Here is a 19171-nt window from a genome sequence, read left to right on the forward strand (position 1 = left end):
AACCGCAGTGCGACCAGCCAAAAGGCCCCCGCAGGATCATGACCAACGACCATAAGAACCGCTCCACCGGAGGATTCGCCCTTTCCCGCCGTACGCTGGGTCAGGCCGCCATTGCCGGTGGCGTGCTGGCCGGCTTCGGCCGCGCGCCGGTCTTCGCGCAGGACACCACGCTGAAGGTCGGCGTGCTTCTGCCGCGCTCCGGGCTGCTGGCCCAGGCGGGTCAGGCCTGCCAGCGCGGCGCCGAGATCGCGCCGGCGGTGCTCTCCGACCTCGGCTATAAGGTCGAAGTGCTGTCGGCCGACACCGAATCGAACGCCGATGTCGCCCGCTCGCGCACGGAAAAGCTGATCAACGACGGCGCCCATGTCATCGTCGGCGCCTTCGACAGCGGCCAGACCGCCGCCGCCGCCCAGGTCTGCGAACAGCGCGGCGTGCCGCTGGTGATGAACATCGCCGCCGCCGACAAGCTGACCGAGCAGGGCTACAAGACCGTCTTCCGCAACTTCCCGACCTCCACCATGCTGGTGTCGAACGGGATGTCGCTGATGAAGGACCTGTTCGCCGCCACCGGCACCACGCCGAAGACGGCCGTCTTCCTGCACGCCAACGACACCTTCGGCATGGCGAACAAGGCCGCCATCGACGCGCTGTTCCCCAAGCTGGACATGCCGTTCCAGATCCTGGAATCGATCTCCTACGACCCCAAGGCGCAGGATCTGGCGGTCGAGGTGGCGAAGGCCAAGGGTACCGGCGCCGAGCTTGCCATCGTCACCACCCGCGCCAACGACGCCATCATGATGGTGCGCGAGATGGTGAAGCAGCGGTGGGAGCCGAAGGGCATCATCTCCCCCGGCTCGCCCGGCCTGTATGACGAGCAGTTCTACAAGGTGCTGGGCAAATACGCCGATTACGCCATCACCAACCTGCCCTGGTACGATCCCAAGGCGGCGATGACCAAGCGGGTCGAGGCGGCCTTCAAGAAGCAGTTCCCGAATGACCGGTTCGAGGGCTATGCCTTCAACGTCGCCTTCACCTTCGAAGCGATCCTGATCGCTGCCGACGCCTTCAAGCGTGCTGGCACTGCGGAAGCGTCGGCGATGCTGGCGGCACTGCGCCAGACCAACCTGTCGGACAAGCTGATGGTCGGCCCGGCGATCACCTTCGACGACAAGGGTCAGAACACCAACCTGATCTCCGCCTGCATCCAGAACCACAAGCTGCGCCCGACCGTGGTGCTGCCGAAGGCCTCGGCCGAAGCCGAGCCGGTCTTCCCGATGCCGGGCTGGGGCAAGCGGGCGTAAGCCGATCCTCTTGTGACACGCTCTCCTCCGGACCGGGGGAGAGCGTTCCTCAACTCCCCGGCGCCCGCGGCGCACTCCAGCCCCGTAGCACGCTGACCACACGCAACACGAACACCGCCAGCGCGCCGACCACCGCGACCGGCACCGGTGGCAGGTCCAGGCGGTTGCCGGCGATCACCACCGCCGCCCCCAGCAGGGACGCCATGGCGTAGATTTCCTCGCGCAGCACCCGCGGCACCTCGGCCACCAGCAGGTCGCGCACCGCCCCGCCACCGCAGGCGGTCAGCGCCCCCAGCAGGGCGGCCGGCAACGGGCTCAGCCCATAGGACAGCGCCTTGCCGCAGCCGGCGACGGTGAACAGCGCAAGCCCGGCGGCGTCCAGCACCATCACCGGCTTGCCCAGCCGGTTGATCGGCTTGTGGAACAGGAAGGCGGTCAGCCCGGCGGCGAGCGCCACCATCAGATAGCGGTCGTCATGCAGGCTGGCCGGCGGCAGCGCGCCGATCAGCACATCGCGGACCACGCCGCCGGCCAGCGCTGCCGCCAGCGACAGCACCATCACCCCGAACAGGTCGAGCCGCTTGCGCACCGCCAGCGTCCCGCCGCTGAGCCCGAAGACGAACACGCCGATGAAATCCATCACCGTCAGCAGGGTGGACAGGTCGGTCGGCATCGGAATGGGAAGCGGCGGCATGGTCGGGCTCTGGAGAAAATCGTCTGCCCACCGATTGAGCACGGCTGCCCCCGCGGCGCCAAGCGAAACCTCCGCTACACCGTATCGGGTGCCGACAGCCGGATGCCCATCCGCCGCGCCTCCAGCATGAAGGCGCGGGTCATCTGCAACAGGTCGGTGCGCCAGTAGAGCTGGGTCAGCGGCTCGTCCAGGAAATCCTCCGGCAGCATGGCGTAGCAATAGGTCTCCACCACCCGCAGGTCATGGTTCCAGGGATCGGCGCCGTCGCGCCAGCCGATGGTCCAGCCGGCATGGCCGGCACCGATGGCCCAGCGTTCGAAATGCGGGGCGATGGTGTTGCTGTCGATCGGATCCGTCACCGGCACCTGATAGATGGCGACGAAGCGCCGGACATTCAGTTGAAGCCGCATCAGCAGCGCATCGCCGAACGCAGCGATGCGATAGAGGCAGTCGGGCGAGCAGGGGGCGTGGCTGAAGGTGACCTCGGCCCGCCGCAGTTCGGTCAACGGCGTGGCGGACGGGGCGTCGGCCAGGGGGGGCGTCTCATACTCCACGGCGCGCAGATCCTCGACCACGTCATGGGTCAGCATGTGCGAAACGCGGCTCTGCGCCTCGGCGATGGTCAGGCGGGTCAAGGGGCGGTCCCTTCCTGCTGATGGCTGATGGTCAGGACACGAACGTCCTGTCCGGCCGTTTGTTCAGGGAACAGCAGATCTGCGTCGATCGGCCCCTTGACCTTCCAATGGCTGGAAGCTCCATATTCCTCCATGCCGAGCGGAATCGAAGGAGAACCGGCATGACCACGATCCAGCACAGCAGCCCCACGACGGCCGCCGATCTCGACCTCGGCGTGTCGGGCATGACCTGCGCCTCCTGCGTCCGCCGGGTGGAGAAGGCGCTGGGCCGGGTGCCGGGCGTCACCGCCGTCTCGGTCAATCTGGCGACGGAGCGGGCACGGCTGAGCTTCGCCGGCCCGCCCGACGCCAAGGCCGCCGCCGAAGCGGTCGAGGCCGCCGGCTTCCACGCCGAACGGCGGGAGTTCGACCTGTCGGTCACCGGCATGACCTGCGCCTCCTGTTCCGGCCGGGTGGAGAAGGCGCTCAACCGCCTGCCCGGCGTGGAGTCGGCAGTGGTCAACCTGGCGACCGAGCGCGCCCATGTCGTCGCCTTCGCCGGCAGTGTGGACATTGCCGATCTGGTCACCGCAGTGGAGAAGGTCGGCTACGGCGCCGCCCCAGTCAATCGGGGCGGCGAACAGGCGGAAGAGGAGGCGCGGGCCGGCCGCAGCCGGCGCGAGCTGCACCATGTGCTGATCGCCGCCACGCTGTCGCTGCCGCTGCTGGCGGGCATGGTCGGCGACCTGTTCGGGGCCGACTGGATGCTGCCGGGCCCGGTCCAGCTGGTACTGGCCGGCATCGTGCAGTTCTGGCTCGGCGCGCGCTTCTATCGCGCCGGCTGGAACGCAGTGCGGGCGGGGGCCGGCAACATGGATCTGCTGGTGGCGCTCGGCACCTCGGCGGCCTGGGGCCTCAGCCTCTACCTGATGCTGACGGCCCACCCCGGGCACCAGCCGCATCTCTATTTCGAAGCCTCCTCTGTCCTTATCACCTTCGTGCTGTTCGGCAAATGGCTGGAGGCGCGGGCCAAGGGCCAGACCGCGGCGGCGATCCGCGCGCTGATGGATTTGCGCCCGGCGACCGCCCGGCTGCGCCGCGACGGCGTGGAGACCGAGGTGCCGGTGGAGCGTGTCCGCGTCGGCGATCCTGTGGTGGTCCGTCCCGGCGAGCGGGTGCCGGTCGACGGCCGGGTGGTCGAGGGCAGTGGCGGCGTCGACGAATCGATGCTGACGGGCGAGAGCCTGCCGGTCGACAAGGAGCCGGGCGCCCGCGTCACCGGCGGTTCGATCAACGGCGACGGCCTGCTGGTGGTGGAGACAACGGCGGTCGGCACCGAGACCATGCTGGCGCAGATCGTCCGCATGGTCGAGGGCGCCCAAGCGTCGAAGGCGCCGATCCAGCGCTTGGTCGACCGGGTCAGCGCCGTCTTCGTCCCGGCGGTGCTGGCGGTGGCGGCGCTGACGCTCGCCGGCTGGTGGATCGTCGGTGGCGATCTGGAAACGGCCATTGTCACCGCGGTGTCGGTTCTGGTCATCGCCTGCCCCTGCGCGCTGGGTCTGGCGACGCCGACCGCGATCATGGTCGGCACCGGCGTCGCCGCCCGCCATGGCATCCTCATCAAGGACGCCGAGGCGCTGGAACGCGCCCACGCCCTGACCGCCGTCGCCTTCGACAAGACCGGTACGCTGACGGAGGGCAGGCCGCGCGTCACCGACCTGATCCCCGCCGATGGCACCGACGGCGAGACCCTGCTGCGTCACGCCGCCGCCCTCCAGACCGGCAGCGAGCATCCGCTGGCCCATGCGTTGCGCGACCGCGCCGCTGCCGCCGGCATGGCGCCGGAACCGGTCAGCGACTTCCGTGCGCTGGCCGGGCGGGGCGTCGCCGGCACGGTGGCGGGGCGCCGCCTGCAACTCGGCAACGCCCGCGTGGTGGCGGAGACCGGCTTGCAGCCCGGTCCGCTGGCCGAGCCGGCCGACGCGCTGGCGGCCTCCGGCCGCACCCTGTCCTGGCTGATCGAAGTCGGCGAGACACCGCGCCTGCTCGGCCTCGTCGCTTTCGGCGATACGGTGAAGGAGAGTGCGATCACCGCCGTCGCCGCGCTGAAGGCGCAAGGGGTGGAACCGGTGATGGTGACCGGCGACGGCTGGGGCGCTGCGCGCTCCGTCGCCGCGGCTCTGGGCATCGAACGGGTTTTCGCCGAGGTGCTGCCGGGCGACAAGGCCACCGTGGTCGCGACGCTGAAGGGCGAGGGCAAAACCGTCGGCATGGTCGGCGACGGCATCAACGACGCGCCGGCACTGGCCGCCGCCGATGTCGGCATCGCCATGGCGACCGGCACCGACGTGGCGATGCATAGCGCCGGCGTCACCCTGATGCGCGGCGACCCGCGGCTGGTCGCCGGTTCCATCGACGTGTCGCGCCGGACCTATGCGAAAATCCGCCAGGGGCTGTTCTGGGCCTTCGCCTACAACGTCATCGGCATCCCGCTGGCGGCATCGGGCAACCTCAGCCCGGTGCTGGCGGGGGCTGCGATGGCGCTCAGTTCTGTCAGCGTGGTGGTGAACGCCCTGAGCTTGCGCGGCTGGACGCCGCCCCGGAATGAGCCGAACAGCGAGGACGCATGATGAAGGACGGCATGACCATCGGCGACGCCGCCAAGGCGTCGGGCGTGAACGCCAAGCTGATCCGCTATTACGAATCCATCGGGCTGATCCCGGAGGCCGGACGGACGGCGTCGGGCTATCGCGTCTACAGCGACCGCGACGTGAATGTGCTGCGCTTCGTCAAGCGGGGGCGGACGCTGGGCTTCGGGATCGAGCGGATTCAAAAGCTGGTCGGGCTGTGGCAGGACCGTTCGCGGTGCAGTTCGGAGGTGAAACGCATCGCGCTCCAGCACATCGACGAGCTGGAGGCGAAGATCGCCGAATTGCAGGCGATGCGTGATACGCTGCACGAGCTTGCCGACGCCTGCCACGGCGACGAGCGGCCGGACTGCCCGATCCTGAAGGACTTGGCGTCGTGATGGGAAACTTTCTCACATGCGTTATCCCCTCTCCCCCCTGGGGAGAGGGTTAGGGTGAGGGGGATGCGCGGCGAGGATTTTCAAGCAGCGCGCACTACCCGTTCTCCGCTGAGTCCACGTCATGCCTCCCCCTCACCCCGACCCTCTCCCCGGGGGGAGAGGGGATTTCCAAGGTGGAAGAGGGAGAAATCGTGGGGCAGGAGAGGGCTTCACACCTACACCTTACCGTTTCGTCCTCGGGTCGTGTGTGTGGTGGAGATCGCGTTCGCCGCCGCCGCTGGAACTGCCGGACTGGCGGGTGTTGGTTGGTTCGCCCGGGTGCGGGCGCTTCTCCGCCGCCGGTTCCGGCTTGTCGGCGTTCTGCTGGCTGCTGCCGGGACCGCCATGGTGGCGGTCGGTTGCATCAATGCGCTTGCTCATGCCTCACCGATCCTGCTGATAGCCCTGGTGGGTGGTGTTCTGCCGGGTGTTGCCGGGCTGGCCCTGTTCCTTGGTGTTGGGGGCGCCGCGGTTGCCGGCGCCGTCGTCGGGGGACGCGCTGCTCGCCGGCTCGCCGGGGCCCTTGTCGCTGCGGCCCTCGGGCGGAACGGGCGGGATGTGCTTGGTCATGGTGGCGCTCCTTTTGTTGGCTCGCGTCACCTTCCAACAGGAGGGCGGGGGAGGGGTTCCGGTCCCAGATAGCTCCCGCCGGCGCAGAGACCCACCCATGCGCTCGGCTTCCGCAATGCTTTCATGCGAAATTGCTGCGACCGCAGGGTGCATGGCGGCCCTTATGCTGACAGGCATGTCGAACCTCTCCGCGCCGTCCCTCGCCCCCGCCCAATCCGCCACCCGCAAGCCGCCCGCCGCGGCGGGCGACGGCCTGCCGGTCCCGCAGCGCTATTGGGCGATGGCGGCGATGACCGTCGCGCTGATCATGGCGGTGCTGGACGGGGTGGTCGCCAACATCGCCCTGCCGACGATCCAGCGCGAGTTCGTCGTCGATGCCGCCAGCGCGATCTGGGTGGTCAACGCCTACCAGCTGGCGGTCACCGTCTCGCTGTTCCCGATGGCGTCGCTGGGCGACATCATCGGCTACCGCAAGGTCTACTGGTTCGGTCTGGCGGTCTTCACCATGGCCTCGCTGGCTTGTGCGCTGTCGCCGAATCTGCCGGTGCTGACCGCCGCCCGCGTGTTGCAGGGCATCGGCGGCGCCGGGATCATGAGCGTCAATCTGGCGCTGGTCCGCCATATCTACCCCTCCACCCATCTCGGCCGCGGCGTCGGCTACAACGCGATGATCGTCGCGGTGTCCTCCGCGGCGGGGCCCAGCCTCGCCGCGCTGATCCTGTCGGTGGCGTCCTGGCCCTGGCTGTTCGCGGTCAATGTGCCGCTGGGGCTGGCGGCACTGGTGGTGGCGGCGCGGGCGATGCCGGCGTCGAACCCGGCCGGGCACCGTTTCGACTGGCTGAGCGCCGCGCTGAACGCCGCCACGCTCGGCCTGCTCATCGTCGGTTTCAAGGGGGTGGACGGCAGCCAGCCCATCTGGCTGGTCGCCGTGGAACTGCTGGCGGCGCTGGCGCTCGGTGCCACGCTGGTGCGGCGTGAACTGGGGCAGGCGGCACCCTTGCTGCCGGTGGATCTGCTGCGCCGCCCGGTGTTCGCCCTGACGGTGGTGACGTCGGTCTGCTCTTTCGCGGCGCAGAACATCGTCTTCGTCGCGATGCCCTTCTTCTTCGAGGATGTACTGAACCGGTCGCTGACGGAATCGGGGCTGCTGATGACGCCCTGGCCGCTGATGGTGGCGCTGGTCGCCCCGATTTCCGGCCGGCTGGCCGACCGGTATGAGCCGACGCGGCTGGCGGCGGCGGGCCTGCTGGCCTTCGCCGCCGGCCTCGCCCTGATGGCGCTGCTGCCCCCCGACCCGTCGACGCTGGACGTGGTCTGGCGGATGGCGCTGGCCGGCTTTGGCTTCGGCCTGTTCCAGACCCCGAACAACAAGGTGCTGGTCAGCAGCGCGCCGAAGGAGCGCAGCGGCGGTGCCAGCGGCATCCAGGCGACCGGCCGCCTGTTCGGCCAGACGCTCGGCGCCGCCACGGTGGGGCTGGTCTTCACCGCCATCGGCAAGGCGGACGGCAGCGTCGTCGTGCTGTGGCTGGGTGCCGGCCTGTGCCTTGTCGCCTGCCTGACCGGCATCTTCCGCCGCCGCCCGGCTGCCTGACCGGTTACTGTTTCGGCTGCTGGCTTTCCGGCCGGGTCAGCGTCGGCTCGTCGCCATAGGCGAAGGTCGGCGCCCTGTCAAACTCGGCCTGCCCGATGTCCAGCATCGGTCCATCGGGACCGTTGGCGAGCGCGCTGGCCGGCACAGCCACCAGCTTCTCGCCCACCCCCAGCACCTCGTTCGGCGCCATCACGATACGGTCGACCCGGTCGCCGTTCCGATCCATGGTGAAGTCGAGGATGCGGCCGGCCATCTGCCCGTCGCGGGTGCGCAACTCCGTCCCTACCATCGCCCGCGCCTGATCCGGGTTCAGCGCGGCCGGCGGCAGGGCCGCAACCGGTGGCGACGACCCTTGCGCACCCGTGACCGCCGGGGCGGGGTTCTGCACCTCAAGCGACGGCGCTTCGCCGCTGACACCCGGCGGGGAGGTGATCTGCCCGGTCGCCGGCTGGTCATCCGGCCGCGGCGCGGTCATCAGTGGCGGCGAGGCAGCGGTGTCCGGCGTGGTCTGGGCAATGGCGGTGCCGGTCAGCAGCAGCGCCGCGGCCGGAACAAGCAAGAGGGGGCGGAGCATGGGGCGACCTTTCCATTCGGATTCGGTATCGCCCTGGTTAACAGCGCAAGGTGCCCTTGGGTTGCCGACGTGAATCCCGGGCTCTCTCCCTCTTCCTCCGGGGAGAGGGGACTTTCCCCTTACTTCCCGCGTCCGGTCTTGTCCTGCAATGCATCGATCCGCTTCGACGCCTCCGCTTTTGTCAGGCCATCGTCGAAGGACTCGCCGGCTTCCTCGCTCAGCGTCTTTAGATAGGAGGCCTGGGCGCCGGTCATCGGTTCGTCGCCGGTGGTCCAATCGTCCGGATTCTTGTCACGGTTGGACGTGTCTGCGCCGATCTTCGGATTCTCGTGGCCGGCATGGTCGGCGGTGGTCTTTGTCGTCATGATCCGTACCTCTCAAAAAGGAACACATCATGAACAAGCATGGAGGCGGGAAGTTCCCGCCTCCCAACCCAAAAAACCTCAGCCGTTGCGCCGCAGCAGGAAAACGCCCTGTTCGCCCAGCAGGTTGGCGAAGCCGGAATGGGCGCGGCTGGTTACCCGGCCGGCGCGGTCGATGATCCGGGTCTGCTCGATGGTGATGCCCATCTCCTCGGTCAGGACGACGAAGTCGCGCAGCGTGCAGAAATGGATATTGGGTGTTTCCCACCACTGGTAGCCCAGCTTCTCCGTCACTGGCATGCGGCCGGTCAGCATCAGCTGCATGCGGACGCGCCAATAGCCGAAATTCGGCACCGAGACGATGGCGCGCCGGCCGATGCGGCACAGCATCTCCAGCACGTCGCGCGGCTGCTTCATCGCCTGCAAGGTCTGGCCCAGGATGACGTAATCGAACGCTTCGGCCGGATAGTCCTTCAGGTCGGTCTCGGCATCGCCCTGGATCACCGACAGGCCATGGGCGACGCACTGGCGCACGCCATCCATGCTGAGTTCGATGCCGCGCCCGTCGACATTCTTGGTGTGGGACAGATAATCCAGCAGGGCGCCGTCGCCGCAGCCGACGTCCAGCACGCGGCTGTTCGGCTCCACCATCTCGGCGATCAGCTTCAGGTCGTCGCGAATGTCCACCATGGTCGGCCGTCCAGTCCCAGTTCCAGTCCTACTCAACGCGCGCGGCGGCGGACGGACAGGCCGCGATGCTCGGCGCAGCCTTCCAGGAAGCCGTGGATCACCTGATGGAACTCCGGCTCGTCCAGCAGGAAGGCGTCGTGGCCCTTGTCGGTCTCGATCTCCACGAAGCTGACATTCGCGGCGACGGCGTTCAGCGCATGCACGATGGCCCGCGATTCCGAGGTCGGGAACAGCCAGTCGCTGGAGAAGCTGGCAAGGCAGAAGCGCACCGGCGTGGTCTTGCCTCCCGGCCGGAAGGCGTTGGCCAGCGTGCCCCCGGCATCGGCGGCGAGGTCGAAGTAATCCATCGCCCGCGTGATGTAGAGGTAGGAATTGGCGTCGAAGCGCTCGACAAAGGCCGCCCCCTGGTAGCGCAGGTAGCTCTCCACCTGGAAATCGGCGTCGAAGCCGTAGGTGATCGCCTTGCGGTCCTGCAAATTGCGGCCGAACTTGCGGTGCAGCGCCGTTTCGGACAGGTAGGTGATGTGCGCCGCCATGCGGGCGACGGCCAGACCGGCTTCCGGCTTGGTGCCTTCCAGCAGGTAGTTGCCGCCGCACCAGTTCGGGTCGGCCATGATCGCCTGGCGTCCGACCTCGTGGAAGGCGATGTTCTGCGCCGAATGGCGGGCGGCGGTGGCGATGGGCACCGCGGCGAACACCGATTCGGGATAGGCCACCGCCCATTGCAGCACCTGCATGCCGCCCATCGAGCCGCCGATGACACAGAACAGCTTCTCGATGCCCAGATGCTCGACCAGCAGCTTCTGCGCCCGCACCATGTCGCCGATGGTCACCACCGGGAAGGACAGGCCATAGGGCTGGCCGGTGGCAGGGTCAACGTCCTTCGGCCCGGTGCTGCCCAGGCAGCCGCCCAGCACGTTGGAGCAGATGACGAAATAGCGGTCGGTGTCCACCGGCTTGCCGGGGCCGACCAGCATCTCCCACCAGCCGGGCTTGCCGGTGACCGGGTGCTTCTCCACCACGAAATGGTCGCCGGTCAGGGCATGGCAGATGAAGATCGCGTTGGACTTGTCGGCGTTCAGCGTGCCGTAGGTCTGGTAGGCGATCTGGAAACCGCCGATCTCCACCCCGCTGTCCAGCCGCATGGGCCGGTCCACCGCCAGACGCACGCGCTTGCCCGGCATCACCGGGGTGTCGGCGACAGCCGGGGTGACCAGGGGGGGCTGCTGCGCGGTGGGGGGCGCGGACATGTCGTTTTCGGGCCTTGGAAACTGTTCAGGGCGGGCGGTTCTGGCCTTCGGAAATCCCGCCTTGTGCAAACCTTGCGGCGCCTTGGCGGAAACCGTCGGAGAGCTGTGGCGGAACGGGAGCGTATAGCTACGAAGCCGGCCTTCGGAGTGTCAATGTTTTCTTTGATTTCAGGGCGCATGCGGACTACTACTAACCGGCTTTGCATTCGATGGTTTTTTGACCCATGGCTTCCGCACGGACCCCGCTCGACGATTTGCGCCGCGAAATCGACCAGATCGACGACGCGATCCATGACCTGCTGATGCGGCGCGCCGCCGTGGTGGAACGCATCGGGGCGGCCAAGGGCAATGGCGCGGCGGAGAACGGCGCTCAGCCCATCTTCCTCCGCCCGGCGCGGGAGGCGACGATCCTGCGGCGCCTGATGGCACGCCATGCCGGCTCTTTCCCCGCCCAGGTCGTCGTCCGCATCTGGCGGGAGATGATCACCGCCTTCACCCGCATGCAGGGCCCCTTCGCCGTCGCCGTCTATGCGCCGGAGGACCGCCGCGGATTCTGGGATGTCGCCCGCGACCATTTCGGCGGCTTCGTGCCGATGACCGCCGTCAACACCCCCGCCGCAGCACTCCGTGCGGTGTCGGAGGGAACGGCGACCGTCGCCGTCGTGCCCTATCCGGCCGAGGACGATTCGGATCCCTGGTGGCGCTTCCTGGTGTCGGCCGACGCCGGCCGGCCGCAGGTGGTGGCGCGGCTGCCCTTCGGCGGGCGCGGCAATGCCCGTGGCGAGAATCGCGACGCGCTCGCCATCGCCGCCGTCCCTCACGAGCCGACCGGCGACGACCGCACCCTGCTGAGCATCGAGATCGGCGGCGACCTCAGCCGCGGCCGGCTGAAGGATTCGCTGGAGGCCTGCGGCCTGCCACCGGTCAGCTTCTGCACCTGGCATCCGGCTGGCCATGCCACCGGGATGAGCGGTGGCGGCCCGTCGGTCCATCTGGTCGAGATTGCCGACTTCGTCGGGCAGGGCGACCCCCGCCTCGCCAGGCTGCTGGAGCGGTCGGGCGACATCCCCGTGCGGGTCAACGTCGTCGGCGGCTATGCCGTGCCGCTCGCTCTGGGCTGATGTGCGCGAATGAGGCGAGCCACCGGGGCGGCTCCTGCCTTATCCTGCCGGCCCGCCGTGAAACGATGGAACAGTGCCGTCAGCAGTGTTCCATCCTGTTCCACCCCATCCATGAACCGCCCATCCACCAGCGTCGGAAGGTAAGCAGACCATGACCCAGCCGAACGGCCCGCAGCCGCGTCCGGGGATTCTCGACATCGCCGCCTATGTCGGCGGCGAGCATCAGGGTCATATCCGCCTCGCCTCCAACGAAGGGGCGCTGGGGCCGAGCCCGAAGGCGATGGAGGCCTATGCGGCGGCGGCCTCCACCCTGCACCGCTATCCGGACGGTGGCTCGGCGGCGCTGCGCGGCGCCATCGCCAAGCGCTTCAACCTGGATGCCGACCGCATCGTCTGCGGCGCCGGGTCGGACGAGATCATCAGCCTGCTGATCCGCTCCTATGCCGGGCCGGGCGACGAGGTGCTGTATTCGCAATACGGCTTCCTGATGTACCCGATCGGCGCCAAGTCGGTCGGCGCCACGCCGGTGACCGCGCCGGAGGACGGGCTGACCGCCAGCGTCGACAACCTGCTGGCCCGCGTCACCCCGCGTACCCGTCTTGTCTTCCTCGCCAACCCGAACAACCCGACCGGCACCTATCTGCCGGCGTCGGAGGTGGCGCGGCTGCATGCCGGCCTGCCGCCGGACGTCATCCTGGTCATCGACGCGGCCTATGCCGAATACATGAACAAGGACGACTACACCGCCGGCGAGGAGCTGGTGGAGAAGTTCCCCAACGTGGTGATGACCCGCACCTTCTCGAAGATCTTCGCGCTGGGCTCGCTGCGCATCGGCTGGTGCTACGGTCCGGCCGGGATCGTCGACGTGCTGAACCGGGTGCGCGGCCCCTTCAACGTATCGACCGCCGCCCATGTCGCTGGCGTCGCCGCGGTGGAAGATGCCGAGTTCCTCGACCGCTCCCGCCGCCACAACGAGCAGTGGCGCGAATGGTTCTCCGCCATCGTGCGGGAACTGGGGCTGACGGTGCATCCCAGCGTCACTAACTTCGTGCTGGTCGATTTCAAGGGCCAGCCTGCCGGCAAGGACGATGCCGAGGCCGCCCGCCAGTTCCTGAAGGCCCGCGGCATCCTGGTCCGCCAGATGCCCTCCTACGGCCTGCCGAGCTGCCTGCGCGTCACCATCGGCACCGAGCAGGAAATGCGCGCGGTAGCCGACGCGCTGCGGGACTTTCTGAAGGCGTAACGGTTTCCAGACAAAGAAAAGCCCGCTGGAACACCCGTTCCGGCGGGCTTTTTATGTTCGCTTCAACCCCGCTTCAGCAGGAAGTCGACCGCTTCCGGCCGGCCCGGCAGGTCGAGCTTCGCCTGCACCGGTTCGCAGCGGCTGACGATCCGGCCGCGGCGCAGGACGAACAGGCGGGCGGCGCGGGTGCGGATCGCCTCGACCGCGCTACCGGCCTGGAGCACAACAAGGTCGGCGTTGCATCCCGGCTCCAGCCCGTATCCGTCCAGATGCAGCAGGCGGGCCGGGTTGATCGTCACCGCGTCGAAGGCGGCCTTGATGCCGTCCTGCCCAGTCATCTGGCCGACATGCAGCCCCATATGCGCCACCTCCAGCATGTCGCCGGAGCCCAGCGGGTACCAGGGGTCCATCACGCAGTCATGGCCGAAGGCGACCGTCAGTCCGGCGGCCATCAGCTCCGGCACGCGGGTCATGCCGCGGCGCTTTGGGTAGGTGTCGTGGCGGCCCTGGAGGACGATGTTGATCAGCGGGTTGGCGATCACCCCCAGCCGCGCCTCCGCCATCAGCGGGATCAGCTTGGAGACATAGTAGTTGTCCATCGAGTGCATCGAGGTCAGGTGCGACCCCGTCACCCGACCATGCAGACCCAGCCGCTGCGTCTCGTAGGCCAGCGTCTCGACATGGCGGGACAGCGGGTCGTCGCTCTCGTCGCAATGCATGTCGACCAGCAGCCCGCGCTCCGCCGCGGTCTCGCAGAGCAGGCGGACGGAGGCGGCGCCGTCGGCCATGGTGCGCTCGAAATGCGGGATGCCGCCGACGACATCGACGCCCATGTCGAGCGCCCGGATCAGCAGCTCCTTGGCGCCCGGTGCGCGGAGAACACCGTCCTGCGGGAAGGCGACCAACTGGAGGTCGAGATAGGGAGCGACGCGCTTCTTGACGTCCAACAGCGCTTCGGTCGCCAGCAGGCGCGGGTCGCAGATGTCGACATGGCTGCGGATCGCCAGCAACCCGCGCCCGACTGCCCAGTCGCAGTAAGCGAGCGCCCGCTCGATGATGGCGTCCTGCACCAGCTGCGGTTTCAGCTCGCCCCACAGCGCGATGCCCTCCAGCAGGGTGCCGCTCTGGTTGACGCGCGGCAGGCCGTAGCTGAGCGTGCTGTCCATATGGAAATGGGCATCGACGAAGGGCGGGCTGACCAGCCGGCCGGTGGCGTCGATCTCCGCCGCGGCTTCGCCCACCAGATTCGCTTCGACCGCGGTGATCTGGCCGCCCCTGATGCCGATGTCGATGCCGCTGCGGCCATCCGGCAGGGTGGCGCGGCGCAGGATCAGGTCGAACATCAGCGTTCTCCTTTGCGGTACGGGATCATCAGGGCGCGCGGGTAGGAGGCCCGGCGGGCCACCAGCACCAGCGCCAGGATGCTCAACAGATAGGGCATCATCAGGAACAGCTGGTAGGGCAGGACGCCGCCGCTCGCCTGCTGCAGCCGCAGTTGCAGCGCGTCGAACACCGCGAACAGCAGGGCGCCCAGCAGAGCCTTGCCCGGCCGCCAGGAGGCGAAGACCACCAGCGCGATGCAGATCCAGCCGCGCCCGTTGACCATGTTGAAGAAGAAGGCGTTGAAGGCCGACAGGGTCAGGAAGGCGCCGGCCAGCGCCATCAGCGCGCTGCCCGCTACCACCGCACCGATGCGGATGGCGGTGACGTTCAGCCCCTGCGCCTCGGCGGCGGCCGGATTCTCGCCGACCATCCGCACCGCCAGCCCGACCGGCGTGCGGTACAGCACGTACGCGACCGCAACGACCAGAAGGAACGCAAGGTAGGTCAGCGGCGTCTGGGCCAGGGCGCCGGGCAAGGCCAGCGGCTGGAACGGCTCGACGGTCGGCGGGGTGCTGGCCTGCGGCAGGACGAGGCGATAGACGAAATAGGACAGGCTGGTGCCCAGCAGGGTCACGCCGATGCCGGTCACATGCTGCGACAGGCCGAGCGGCACGGTCAGCGCCGCATGCAGCAGGCCGAGCAGCGCGCCGCAGGCAGCGGCGACCAGCACGCCGGTCCACAGGTCGGCCCCCTGGTAGACCGCCATCCAGCCGGCCATGGCCCCCAGCGTCATGATGCCTTCGATGCCGAGATTCAGCACGCCGGCCCGTTCGCACACCAACTCGCCCAGCGTGCCCAGCACATAGGGGGTGGCGATGCGCAGCACCGCGGTCCAGAAGGCGGCCGACAGCAGGATGTCGAGGAGGATCGACAGGAAATCCATAACCCCTTACCCCCGCCGCAGCCGGTAGCGCGCCAGCAGCCCGGCGACCAGCATGCACAACAGGCTGGCGGCGACCAGGACGTCGGCGATGTAGTTGGGAACCGGCATGGCGCGGCTCATGGCGTCGGCGCCGACGAAGATGCCGGCGATGAACAGCGCGGCCCCCACCACGCCGATGGGATGCAACTGGGCCAGCATGGCGACGACGATGCCGTTGTAGCCGAAGCCCGGCGACAGGTCGAGCGTCAGATAGCCCTTCAGCCCGCAGACCTCCGCCGCACCCGCCAGCCCGGCGAGCCCGCCCGACAGCAGGGCGGTGCGCAGCATGACCCGCGTCACCGGCATGCCGGCGAAGGCGGCGGCGCGCGGATTGGCGCCGACCGCGCGATTCTCGTAGCCCCAGATGGTCCGGGTATCGACCAGCCACAGTAGCACCGACAGGCCGAGCGCGATGGCCAGCCCGGCATGCAGGCGGGTACGCGCCACCAGCTTGGGAAGCTCCGCCGCCTCGACGACCGGCGCCGATTGCGGCCAGCCCATGCCCATCGGGTCCTTCAGGGCGCCTTCCAGCAGCATCGACACCAGCAGCAGCACGACGAAGTTCAGCAGCAGGGTGGTCACCACCTCGTCGACGCCGAAGCGGACCTTCAGCACGGCGGGACCGAGCAGGGTGACACCGCCCGCCGCCATGCCGGCGATCATCACCACCGGGATCAGCGCCCAGGCCGGCAGGTCGAGCATGCCGCCGCCGACCACCACGGCGGCCAGCGCCCCCATGTAGAGCTGCCCCTCCGCCCCGATGTTCCACAGCTTGGCGCGGAAGGCGACGGCGGCGGCAAGCCCGGTCAGGATCAGCGGGGTGGCGCGGGTCAGCGTCTCGGTCAGGGCGAAGCGGGAGCCGACGGCGCCCTCGAACAGCAGGCCGTAGGCACGCAGCACCGGGGCGCCGGTCCAGGCGACCAGCAGGGCGCAGAGCGCCAGCGCCGCCGCCACGGCGCCCACCGGCGCCAGCAGCCGCAGGGCGAGCGGGGTATCGGTGCGCGGTTCAAGCCGCATCAACAGTCTCCGGCAGGATGTCGCGCAAAATGTCCCAATGCCCGGCCATCAGCAGACCGAGCTGGCTGACCGACACCCGGTCATGCGGCAGAAGCGGGGTGAGGCGCCCGTGATAGGCGACGGTGACGCAGTCGGCCAGCGCCAGGATCTCGTCCAGATCCTCGGAGATCAGCAGGACGCCGGCTCCGGCGGCACGGGCGTCGAGCAGCCGGCTGTGGACGTAGGACACCGCCCCGATGTCGAGCCCGCGCGTCGGCTGGCTCGCCAGGATCAGGTCCGGTCCGTGGGCCAGGGTGCGGCCCAGGATCAGCTTCTGCATGTTGCCGCCCGACAGCAGCTGCGTCCGGGCGTCGGGACCGGGGCAGCGGACGTCGAACTCCTCGATCACCTTGCGGGCGTAAGTCCTTGCGGCCCCGCGCCGCAGCACGCCGAAGCGGGAGAAGGATGAGTCGTGGTAGCGCTCGGCGATCAGGTTTTCCCATACCGACATGGCGCCGACGAGGCCGGCGCTGTGGCGGTCCTCCGGGATGCGGGCGACGCCGCGCCGGACCATGTCGGCCGGGTCGCCATGCTCCACCACGCTGCCCTTCAAGGACAGCCGGCCGGAATCAGGGCGGATCAGGCCGCTGACCAGCTCCGCGAGCGCGGTCTGGCCGTTGCCGGATACGCCGGCGATGCCGACTACCTGATGGCGGCGCACCGTCAAATCGACGCCGTCCAGCAGCGGACGGCCATGACCCGACGCCACCGTGACGCCCGACAGCTCTAGCACCGGTTCACCGGGGCTGAGCGGGGCGGGCGCCGGCGGCTTGACGCTGCGGCCGACCATCAGCTCGGCCAGCCTGGCGCGGTCGGTGGAGGCGGTGGCGTGGGTGGCGACCAGCTTGCCGGCGCGCAGGACGGCGACGGTGTCGCTGGCGGCGAAGACCTCGTTCATCTTGTGGCTGATGAAGACGACGGCCAAGCCATCGGCGGTCAGCCGGCGCAGCGTCTCGAACAGCCCGGCCGATTCCTGCGGCGTCAGCACCGCGGTCGGCTCGTCGAGGATCAGGATGCGGGCATCGCGGTAGAGCGCCTTCAGGATCTCCACCCGCTGGCGCTCGCCGACCGACAGGTCGCCGACCAGCGCGTCCGGCCGCACCTCCAGCCCGAAGCGCTGGGAGAGGTCGAGCAGCCGGCGGCGGGCGGCACCCCGGTCGGAGCGCCAGCGCCACAGCGATTCGGTCCCGACGGCGATGTTGTCCAGCACCGACAGATTGTCCGCCAGGGTGAAATGCTGGTGGACCATGCCGATGCCGGCCTCCAGCGCCGCGCGGGGCGAACCCGGCGGCAGCGGACGGCCGAACGCCTCGATGCTGCCCTCGTCGGCGACGTAATGGCCGAAGAGGATGTTCATCAGGGTGGTCTTGCCGGCGCCGTTCTCGCCAAGAAGGGCCAGCACCTCGCCGGCGCGGAGCGTCAGCGAGATGTTGTCGTTGGCGAGCAGCGGACCGAACCGCTTCGAAATGCCGGCGAGCCGGAGGACGACCTCCGGCCCGCCTTTCATGGGCGATGACATCGGGGATGCGCCAAGCGTCACATCGTCGACTTCGGCTCGGCGTCGTTGACCTTCACGGTGAACTTGCCGTCGCGGATCTGCTGCTCGCGCTCCTTCACCTTCGCCTTGATGGCGTCGGGAACCTTCGACTCGAAGGTGCCGAGCGGCGCGAGGCTGGAGCCCTTGTGCGCCATCATGCTGTAGGGCCCGTAATCCTCGGCCTTGTAGCTGCCGGCCTTCACCGCGGCGATGGCGCGCTCCACCGACGGCTCCATGTGCCACAGGGCGCTGGCGACGACGGTGTCGGGATACTGCGGCTGGGTGTCGATGACGTTGCCGATGGCGAGCACCTTGCGCTCCTTGGCGGCGTCGGACACGCCGAAGCGCTCGGCGTACATCACGTCGGCGCCGCGGTCGATCATGGCGAAGGCGGCTTCCTTGGCCTTGGGCGGGTCGAACCAGGAGCCGATGAAGCTGACGGAGAACTTGACCTGCGGGTTGACCTCCTTGGCGCCTTCCATGAAGGCGTTCATCAGGCGGTTCACCTCGGGGATCGGATAGCCGCCGACCATGCCGATCATGTTCGACTTGGTCATGCCGCCGGCGACCATGCCGGACAGATAGGCCGGCTCCTGGATGTAGTTGTCGAAGACCGAGAAGTTCGGTTCCTGCGGCTTGAAGCTGGAGCCCATGACGAAGGCGGTCTTCGGATAGTCCTTGGCGACGGCGCGGGCGGCGCGCTCCACCCCGAACACCTCGCCGAAGACCAGCTGCTGGCCGGCCTCGGCATATTGGCGCATCACGCGCTCATAATCGGTGTTGGCAACCGACTCGGCCCAGACATACTCGATCTCGCCACGGTCGGCGGCGGCCTTCAGCGCGACATGGATACGGCTTACCCACTGCTGCTCGATCGGCACGGTGTAGATGCCGGCGACCTTCAGCTTGCCCTGCGCGAAGGCCGGCAGGGACCCGCCGGCCGCCGCCGCGAAGGCCACCGCGGCGACACCGCACAGCACCGCACGGCGTGTCATTCCCAGGACGCTCATGCCCAGATCCCCCATCCCCCGAACCGACATCGTTCAGTCCCCTGTGTTGCTGAGTATCGTTGGCTGCAAATTGCTCGCAGCGATATGGCTGACCCGCCGGGAGCATGAATACTCGGGAATGTTCCCGCAATCCATGGACCTCGTAAGGGCCGGCATGCAAATGCAACGGAAATGCCATCGGCCGGA

General features: G+C 68.8%; 19 protein-coding genes. 6 read left to right on the forward strand and 13 right to left on the reverse strand.

The window, feature by feature from the left end:
- Positions 1-38: 38 nt before the first annotated feature.
- Positions 39-1301, forward strand: a complete 1263-nt coding sequence (locus tag J2848_RS22940; RefSeq protein ID WP_149232522.1) for an ABC transporter substrate-binding protein — start codon at positions 39-41, stop codon at positions 1299-1301.
- A 49-nt stretch (positions 1302-1350) separates the two neighbouring features.
- Here J2848_RS22940 and J2848_RS22945 read toward each other — a convergent pair whose 3' ends face one another.
- Positions 1351-1995, reverse strand: a complete 645-nt coding sequence (locus J2848_RS22945; RefSeq protein WP_149232521.1) for a trimeric intracellular cation channel family protein — start codon at positions 1993-1995, stop codon at positions 1351-1353.
- A gap of 74 nt (positions 1996-2069) precedes the next feature.
- Positions 2070-2630, reverse strand: coding sequence for a hypothetical protein (locus J2848_RS22950; RefSeq protein WP_149232520.1), 561 nt, complete (start codon positions 2628-2630; stop codon positions 2070-2072).
- A gap of 161 nt (positions 2631-2791) precedes the next feature.
- Between J2848_RS22950 and J2848_RS22955 the strand changes: the two genes are divergently transcribed.
- Together J2848_RS22955 and cueR are read left to right on the forward strand one after the other, a co-directional pair.
- Positions 2792-5239, forward strand: a complete 2448-nt coding sequence (locus tag J2848_RS22955) for a heavy metal translocating P-type ATPase (protein ID WP_149232519.1) — start codon at positions 2792-2794, stop codon at positions 5237-5239.
- Positions 5236-5637 (forward strand): Cu(I)-responsive transcriptional regulator, encoded by a 402-nt coding sequence (gene cueR / locus J2848_RS22960; protein ID WP_318604494.1) that lies wholly within the window; start codon positions 5236-5238, stop codon positions 5635-5637. Before J2848_RS22955 ends, cueR begins: the two co-directional genes overlap by 4 nt.
- A 222-nt stretch (positions 5638-5859) precedes the next feature.
- Here the strand turns inward: cueR and J2848_RS22965 are convergent, their stop codons facing one another.
- Both J2848_RS22965 and J2848_RS22970 read right to left on the reverse strand, forming a co-directional pair.
- Positions 5860-6057, reverse strand: a complete 198-nt coding sequence (locus tag J2848_RS22965; RefSeq protein WP_149232518.1) for a hypothetical protein — start codon at positions 6055-6057, stop codon at positions 5860-5862.
- Between the two features lie 3 nt (positions 6058-6060).
- The gene (locus tag J2848_RS22970; protein WP_149232517.1) at positions 6061-6246 is read right to left on the reverse strand and encodes a hypothetical protein; all 186 of its coding nucleotides are present in this window, start codon (positions 6244-6246) and stop codon (positions 6061-6063) included.
- Between the two features lie 175 nt (positions 6247-6421).
- Between J2848_RS22970 and J2848_RS22975 the strand changes: the two genes are divergently transcribed.
- A complete protein-coding gene (locus J2848_RS22975; protein ID WP_246193975.1) occupies positions 6422-7837 on the forward strand; it encodes an MFS transporter in 1416 nt (471 codons plus the stop codon).
- A 4-nt stretch (positions 7838-7841) separates the two neighbouring features.
- Here the strand turns inward: J2848_RS22975 and J2848_RS22980 are convergent, their stop codons facing one another.
- The 4 genes from J2848_RS22980 to metX form a co-directional block, all read right to left on the reverse strand.
- Positions 7842-8411 (reverse strand): PRC-barrel domain-containing protein, encoded by a 570-nt coding sequence (locus J2848_RS22980; RefSeq protein WP_149232515.1) that lies wholly within the window; start codon positions 8409-8411, stop codon positions 7842-7844.
- 119 nt (positions 8412-8530) lie between these two features.
- Positions 8531-8776, reverse strand: coding sequence for a DUF3072 domain-containing protein (locus J2848_RS22985; RefSeq protein ID WP_211103198.1), 246 nt, complete (start codon positions 8774-8776; stop codon positions 8531-8533).
- A 78-nt stretch (positions 8777-8854) separates the two neighbouring features.
- Entirely contained in the window at positions 8855-9463 is a 609-nt protein-coding gene (metW, locus tag J2848_RS22990; RefSeq protein WP_149232514.1) for a methionine biosynthesis protein MetW, read from the reverse strand.
- 32 nt (positions 9464-9495) lie between these two features.
- On the reverse strand, positions 9496-10713 hold the full coding sequence (gene metX / locus J2848_RS22995; protein WP_149232513.1) for a homoserine O-acetyltransferase MetX: 1218 nt from the start codon (positions 10711-10713) through the stop codon (positions 9496-9498).
- 224 nt (positions 10714-10937) lie between these two features.
- Here metX and pheA point away from each other — a divergent pair, with 224 nt between their 5' ends.
- Together pheA and hisC are read left to right on the forward strand one after the other, a co-directional pair.
- Positions 10938-11834 (forward strand): chorismate mutase, encoded by an 897-nt coding sequence (gene pheA, locus J2848_RS23000; protein ID WP_149232512.1) that lies wholly within the window; start codon positions 10938-10940, stop codon positions 11832-11834.
- Positions 11835-11985: 151 nt separating this feature from the next.
- A complete protein-coding gene (gene hisC / locus J2848_RS23005) occupies positions 11986-13077 on the forward strand; it encodes a histidinol-phosphate transaminase (RefSeq protein ID WP_149232511.1) in 1092 nt (363 codons plus the stop codon).
- Positions 13078-13139: 62 nt separating this feature from the next.
- Here hisC and J2848_RS23010 read toward each other — a convergent pair whose 3' ends face one another.
- From J2848_RS23010 to J2848_RS23030, 5 genes are read right to left on the reverse strand one after another with little or no spacing between them, the layout of a single operon-like run.
- Entirely contained in the window at positions 13140-14420 is a 1281-nt protein-coding gene (locus J2848_RS23010; protein ID WP_149232510.1) for an amidohydrolase family protein, read from the reverse strand.
- Complete coding sequence (locus tag J2848_RS23015; protein ID WP_149232509.1) at positions 14420-15343, reverse strand: ABC transporter permease; 924 nt, start codon at positions 15341-15343, stop codon at positions 14420-14422. Before J2848_RS23015 ends, J2848_RS23010 begins: the two co-directional genes overlap by 1 nt.
- Before the next feature lie 6 nt (positions 15344-15349).
- A complete protein-coding gene (locus J2848_RS23020; protein WP_149232508.1) occupies positions 15350-16399 on the reverse strand; it encodes an ABC transporter permease in 1050 nt (349 codons plus the stop codon).
- A complete protein-coding gene (locus J2848_RS23025) occupies positions 16389-17957 on the reverse strand; it encodes an ABC transporter ATP-binding protein (RefSeq protein WP_246193974.1) in 1569 nt (522 codons plus the stop codon). Before J2848_RS23025 ends, J2848_RS23020 begins: the two co-directional genes overlap by 11 nt.
- A 17-nt stretch (positions 17958-17974) precedes the next feature.
- Positions 17975-18985: a BMP family protein gene (locus J2848_RS23030; protein WP_211103197.1), complete on the reverse strand. Its 1011-nt coding sequence runs from the start codon at positions 18983-18985 to the stop codon at positions 17975-17977.
- Between the last annotated feature and the right edge of the window lie 186 nt (positions 18986-19171).

The organism is Azospirillum lipoferum (genome assembly GCF_024170005.1).
Classification (GTDB): domain Bacteria; phylum Pseudomonadota; class Alphaproteobacteria; order Azospirillales; family Azospirillaceae; genus Azospirillum; species Azospirillum lipoferum.

Coding starts and splice junctions, on each gene's coding strand:
- J2848_RS22945 (WP_149232521.1), bottom strand. CDS start 1,995: ATGCCGCCGCTTCCCATTCCGATGCCGACCGACCTGTCCACCCTGCTG.
- metW (WP_149232514.1), bottom strand. CDS start 9,463: ATGGTGGACATTCGCGACGACCTGAAGCTGATCGCCGAGATGGTGGAG.
- metX (WP_149232513.1), bottom strand. CDS start 10,713: ATGTCCGCGCCCCCCACCGCGCAGCAGCCCCCCCTGGTCACCCCGGCT.
- J2848_RS22975 (WP_246193975.1), top strand. CDS start 6,422: ATGTCGAACCTCTCCGCGCCGTCCCTCGCCCCCGCCCAATCCGCCACC.
- J2848_RS22970 (WP_149232517.1), bottom strand. CDS start 6,246: ATGACCAAGCACATCCCGCCCGTTCCGCCCGAGGGCCGCAGCGACAAG.
- J2848_RS22940 (WP_149232522.1), top strand. CDS start 39: ATGACCAACGACCATAAGAACCGCTCCACCGGAGGATTCGCCCTTTCC.
- cueR (WP_318604494.1), top strand. CDS start 5,236: ATGATGAAGGACGGCATGACCATCGGCGACGCCGCCAAGGCGTCGGGC.
- J2848_RS23020 (WP_149232508.1), bottom strand. CDS start 16,399: ATGCGGCTTGAACCGCGCACCGATACCCCGCTCGCCCTGCGGCTGCTG.
- hisC (WP_149232511.1), top strand. CDS start 11,986: ATGACCCAGCCGAACGGCCCGCAGCCGCGTCCGGGGATTCTCGACATC.
- J2848_RS23030 (WP_211103197.1), bottom strand. CDS start 18,985: ATGAGCGTCCTGGGAATGACACGCCGTGCGGTGCTGTGCGGTGTCGCC.
- J2848_RS22980 (WP_149232515.1), bottom strand. CDS start 8,411: ATGCTCCGCCCCCTCTTGCTTGTTCCGGCCGCGGCGCTGCTGCTGACC.
- J2848_RS23015 (WP_149232509.1), bottom strand. CDS start 15,343: ATGGATTTCCTGTCGATCCTCCTCGACATCCTGCTGTCGGCCGCCTTC.
- J2848_RS22965 (WP_149232518.1), bottom strand. CDS start 6,057: ATGAGCAAGCGCATTGATGCAACCGACCGCCACCATGGCGGTCCCGGC.
- J2848_RS22955 (WP_149232519.1), top strand. CDS start 2,792: ATGACCACGATCCAGCACAGCAGCCCCACGACGGCCGCCGATCTCGAC.
- J2848_RS23025 (WP_246193974.1), bottom strand. CDS start 17,957: ATGTCATCGCCCATGAAAGGCGGGCCGGAGGTCGTCCTCCGGCTCGCC.
- pheA (WP_149232512.1), top strand. CDS start 10,938: ATGGCTTCCGCACGGACCCCGCTCGACGATTTGCGCCGCGAAATCGAC.
- J2848_RS23010 (WP_149232510.1), bottom strand. CDS start 14,420: ATGTTCGACCTGATCCTGCGCCGCGCCACCCTGCCGGATGGCCGCAGC.
- J2848_RS22985 (WP_211103198.1), bottom strand. CDS start 8,776: ATGACGACAAAGACCACCGCCGACCATGCCGGCCACGAGAATCCGAAG.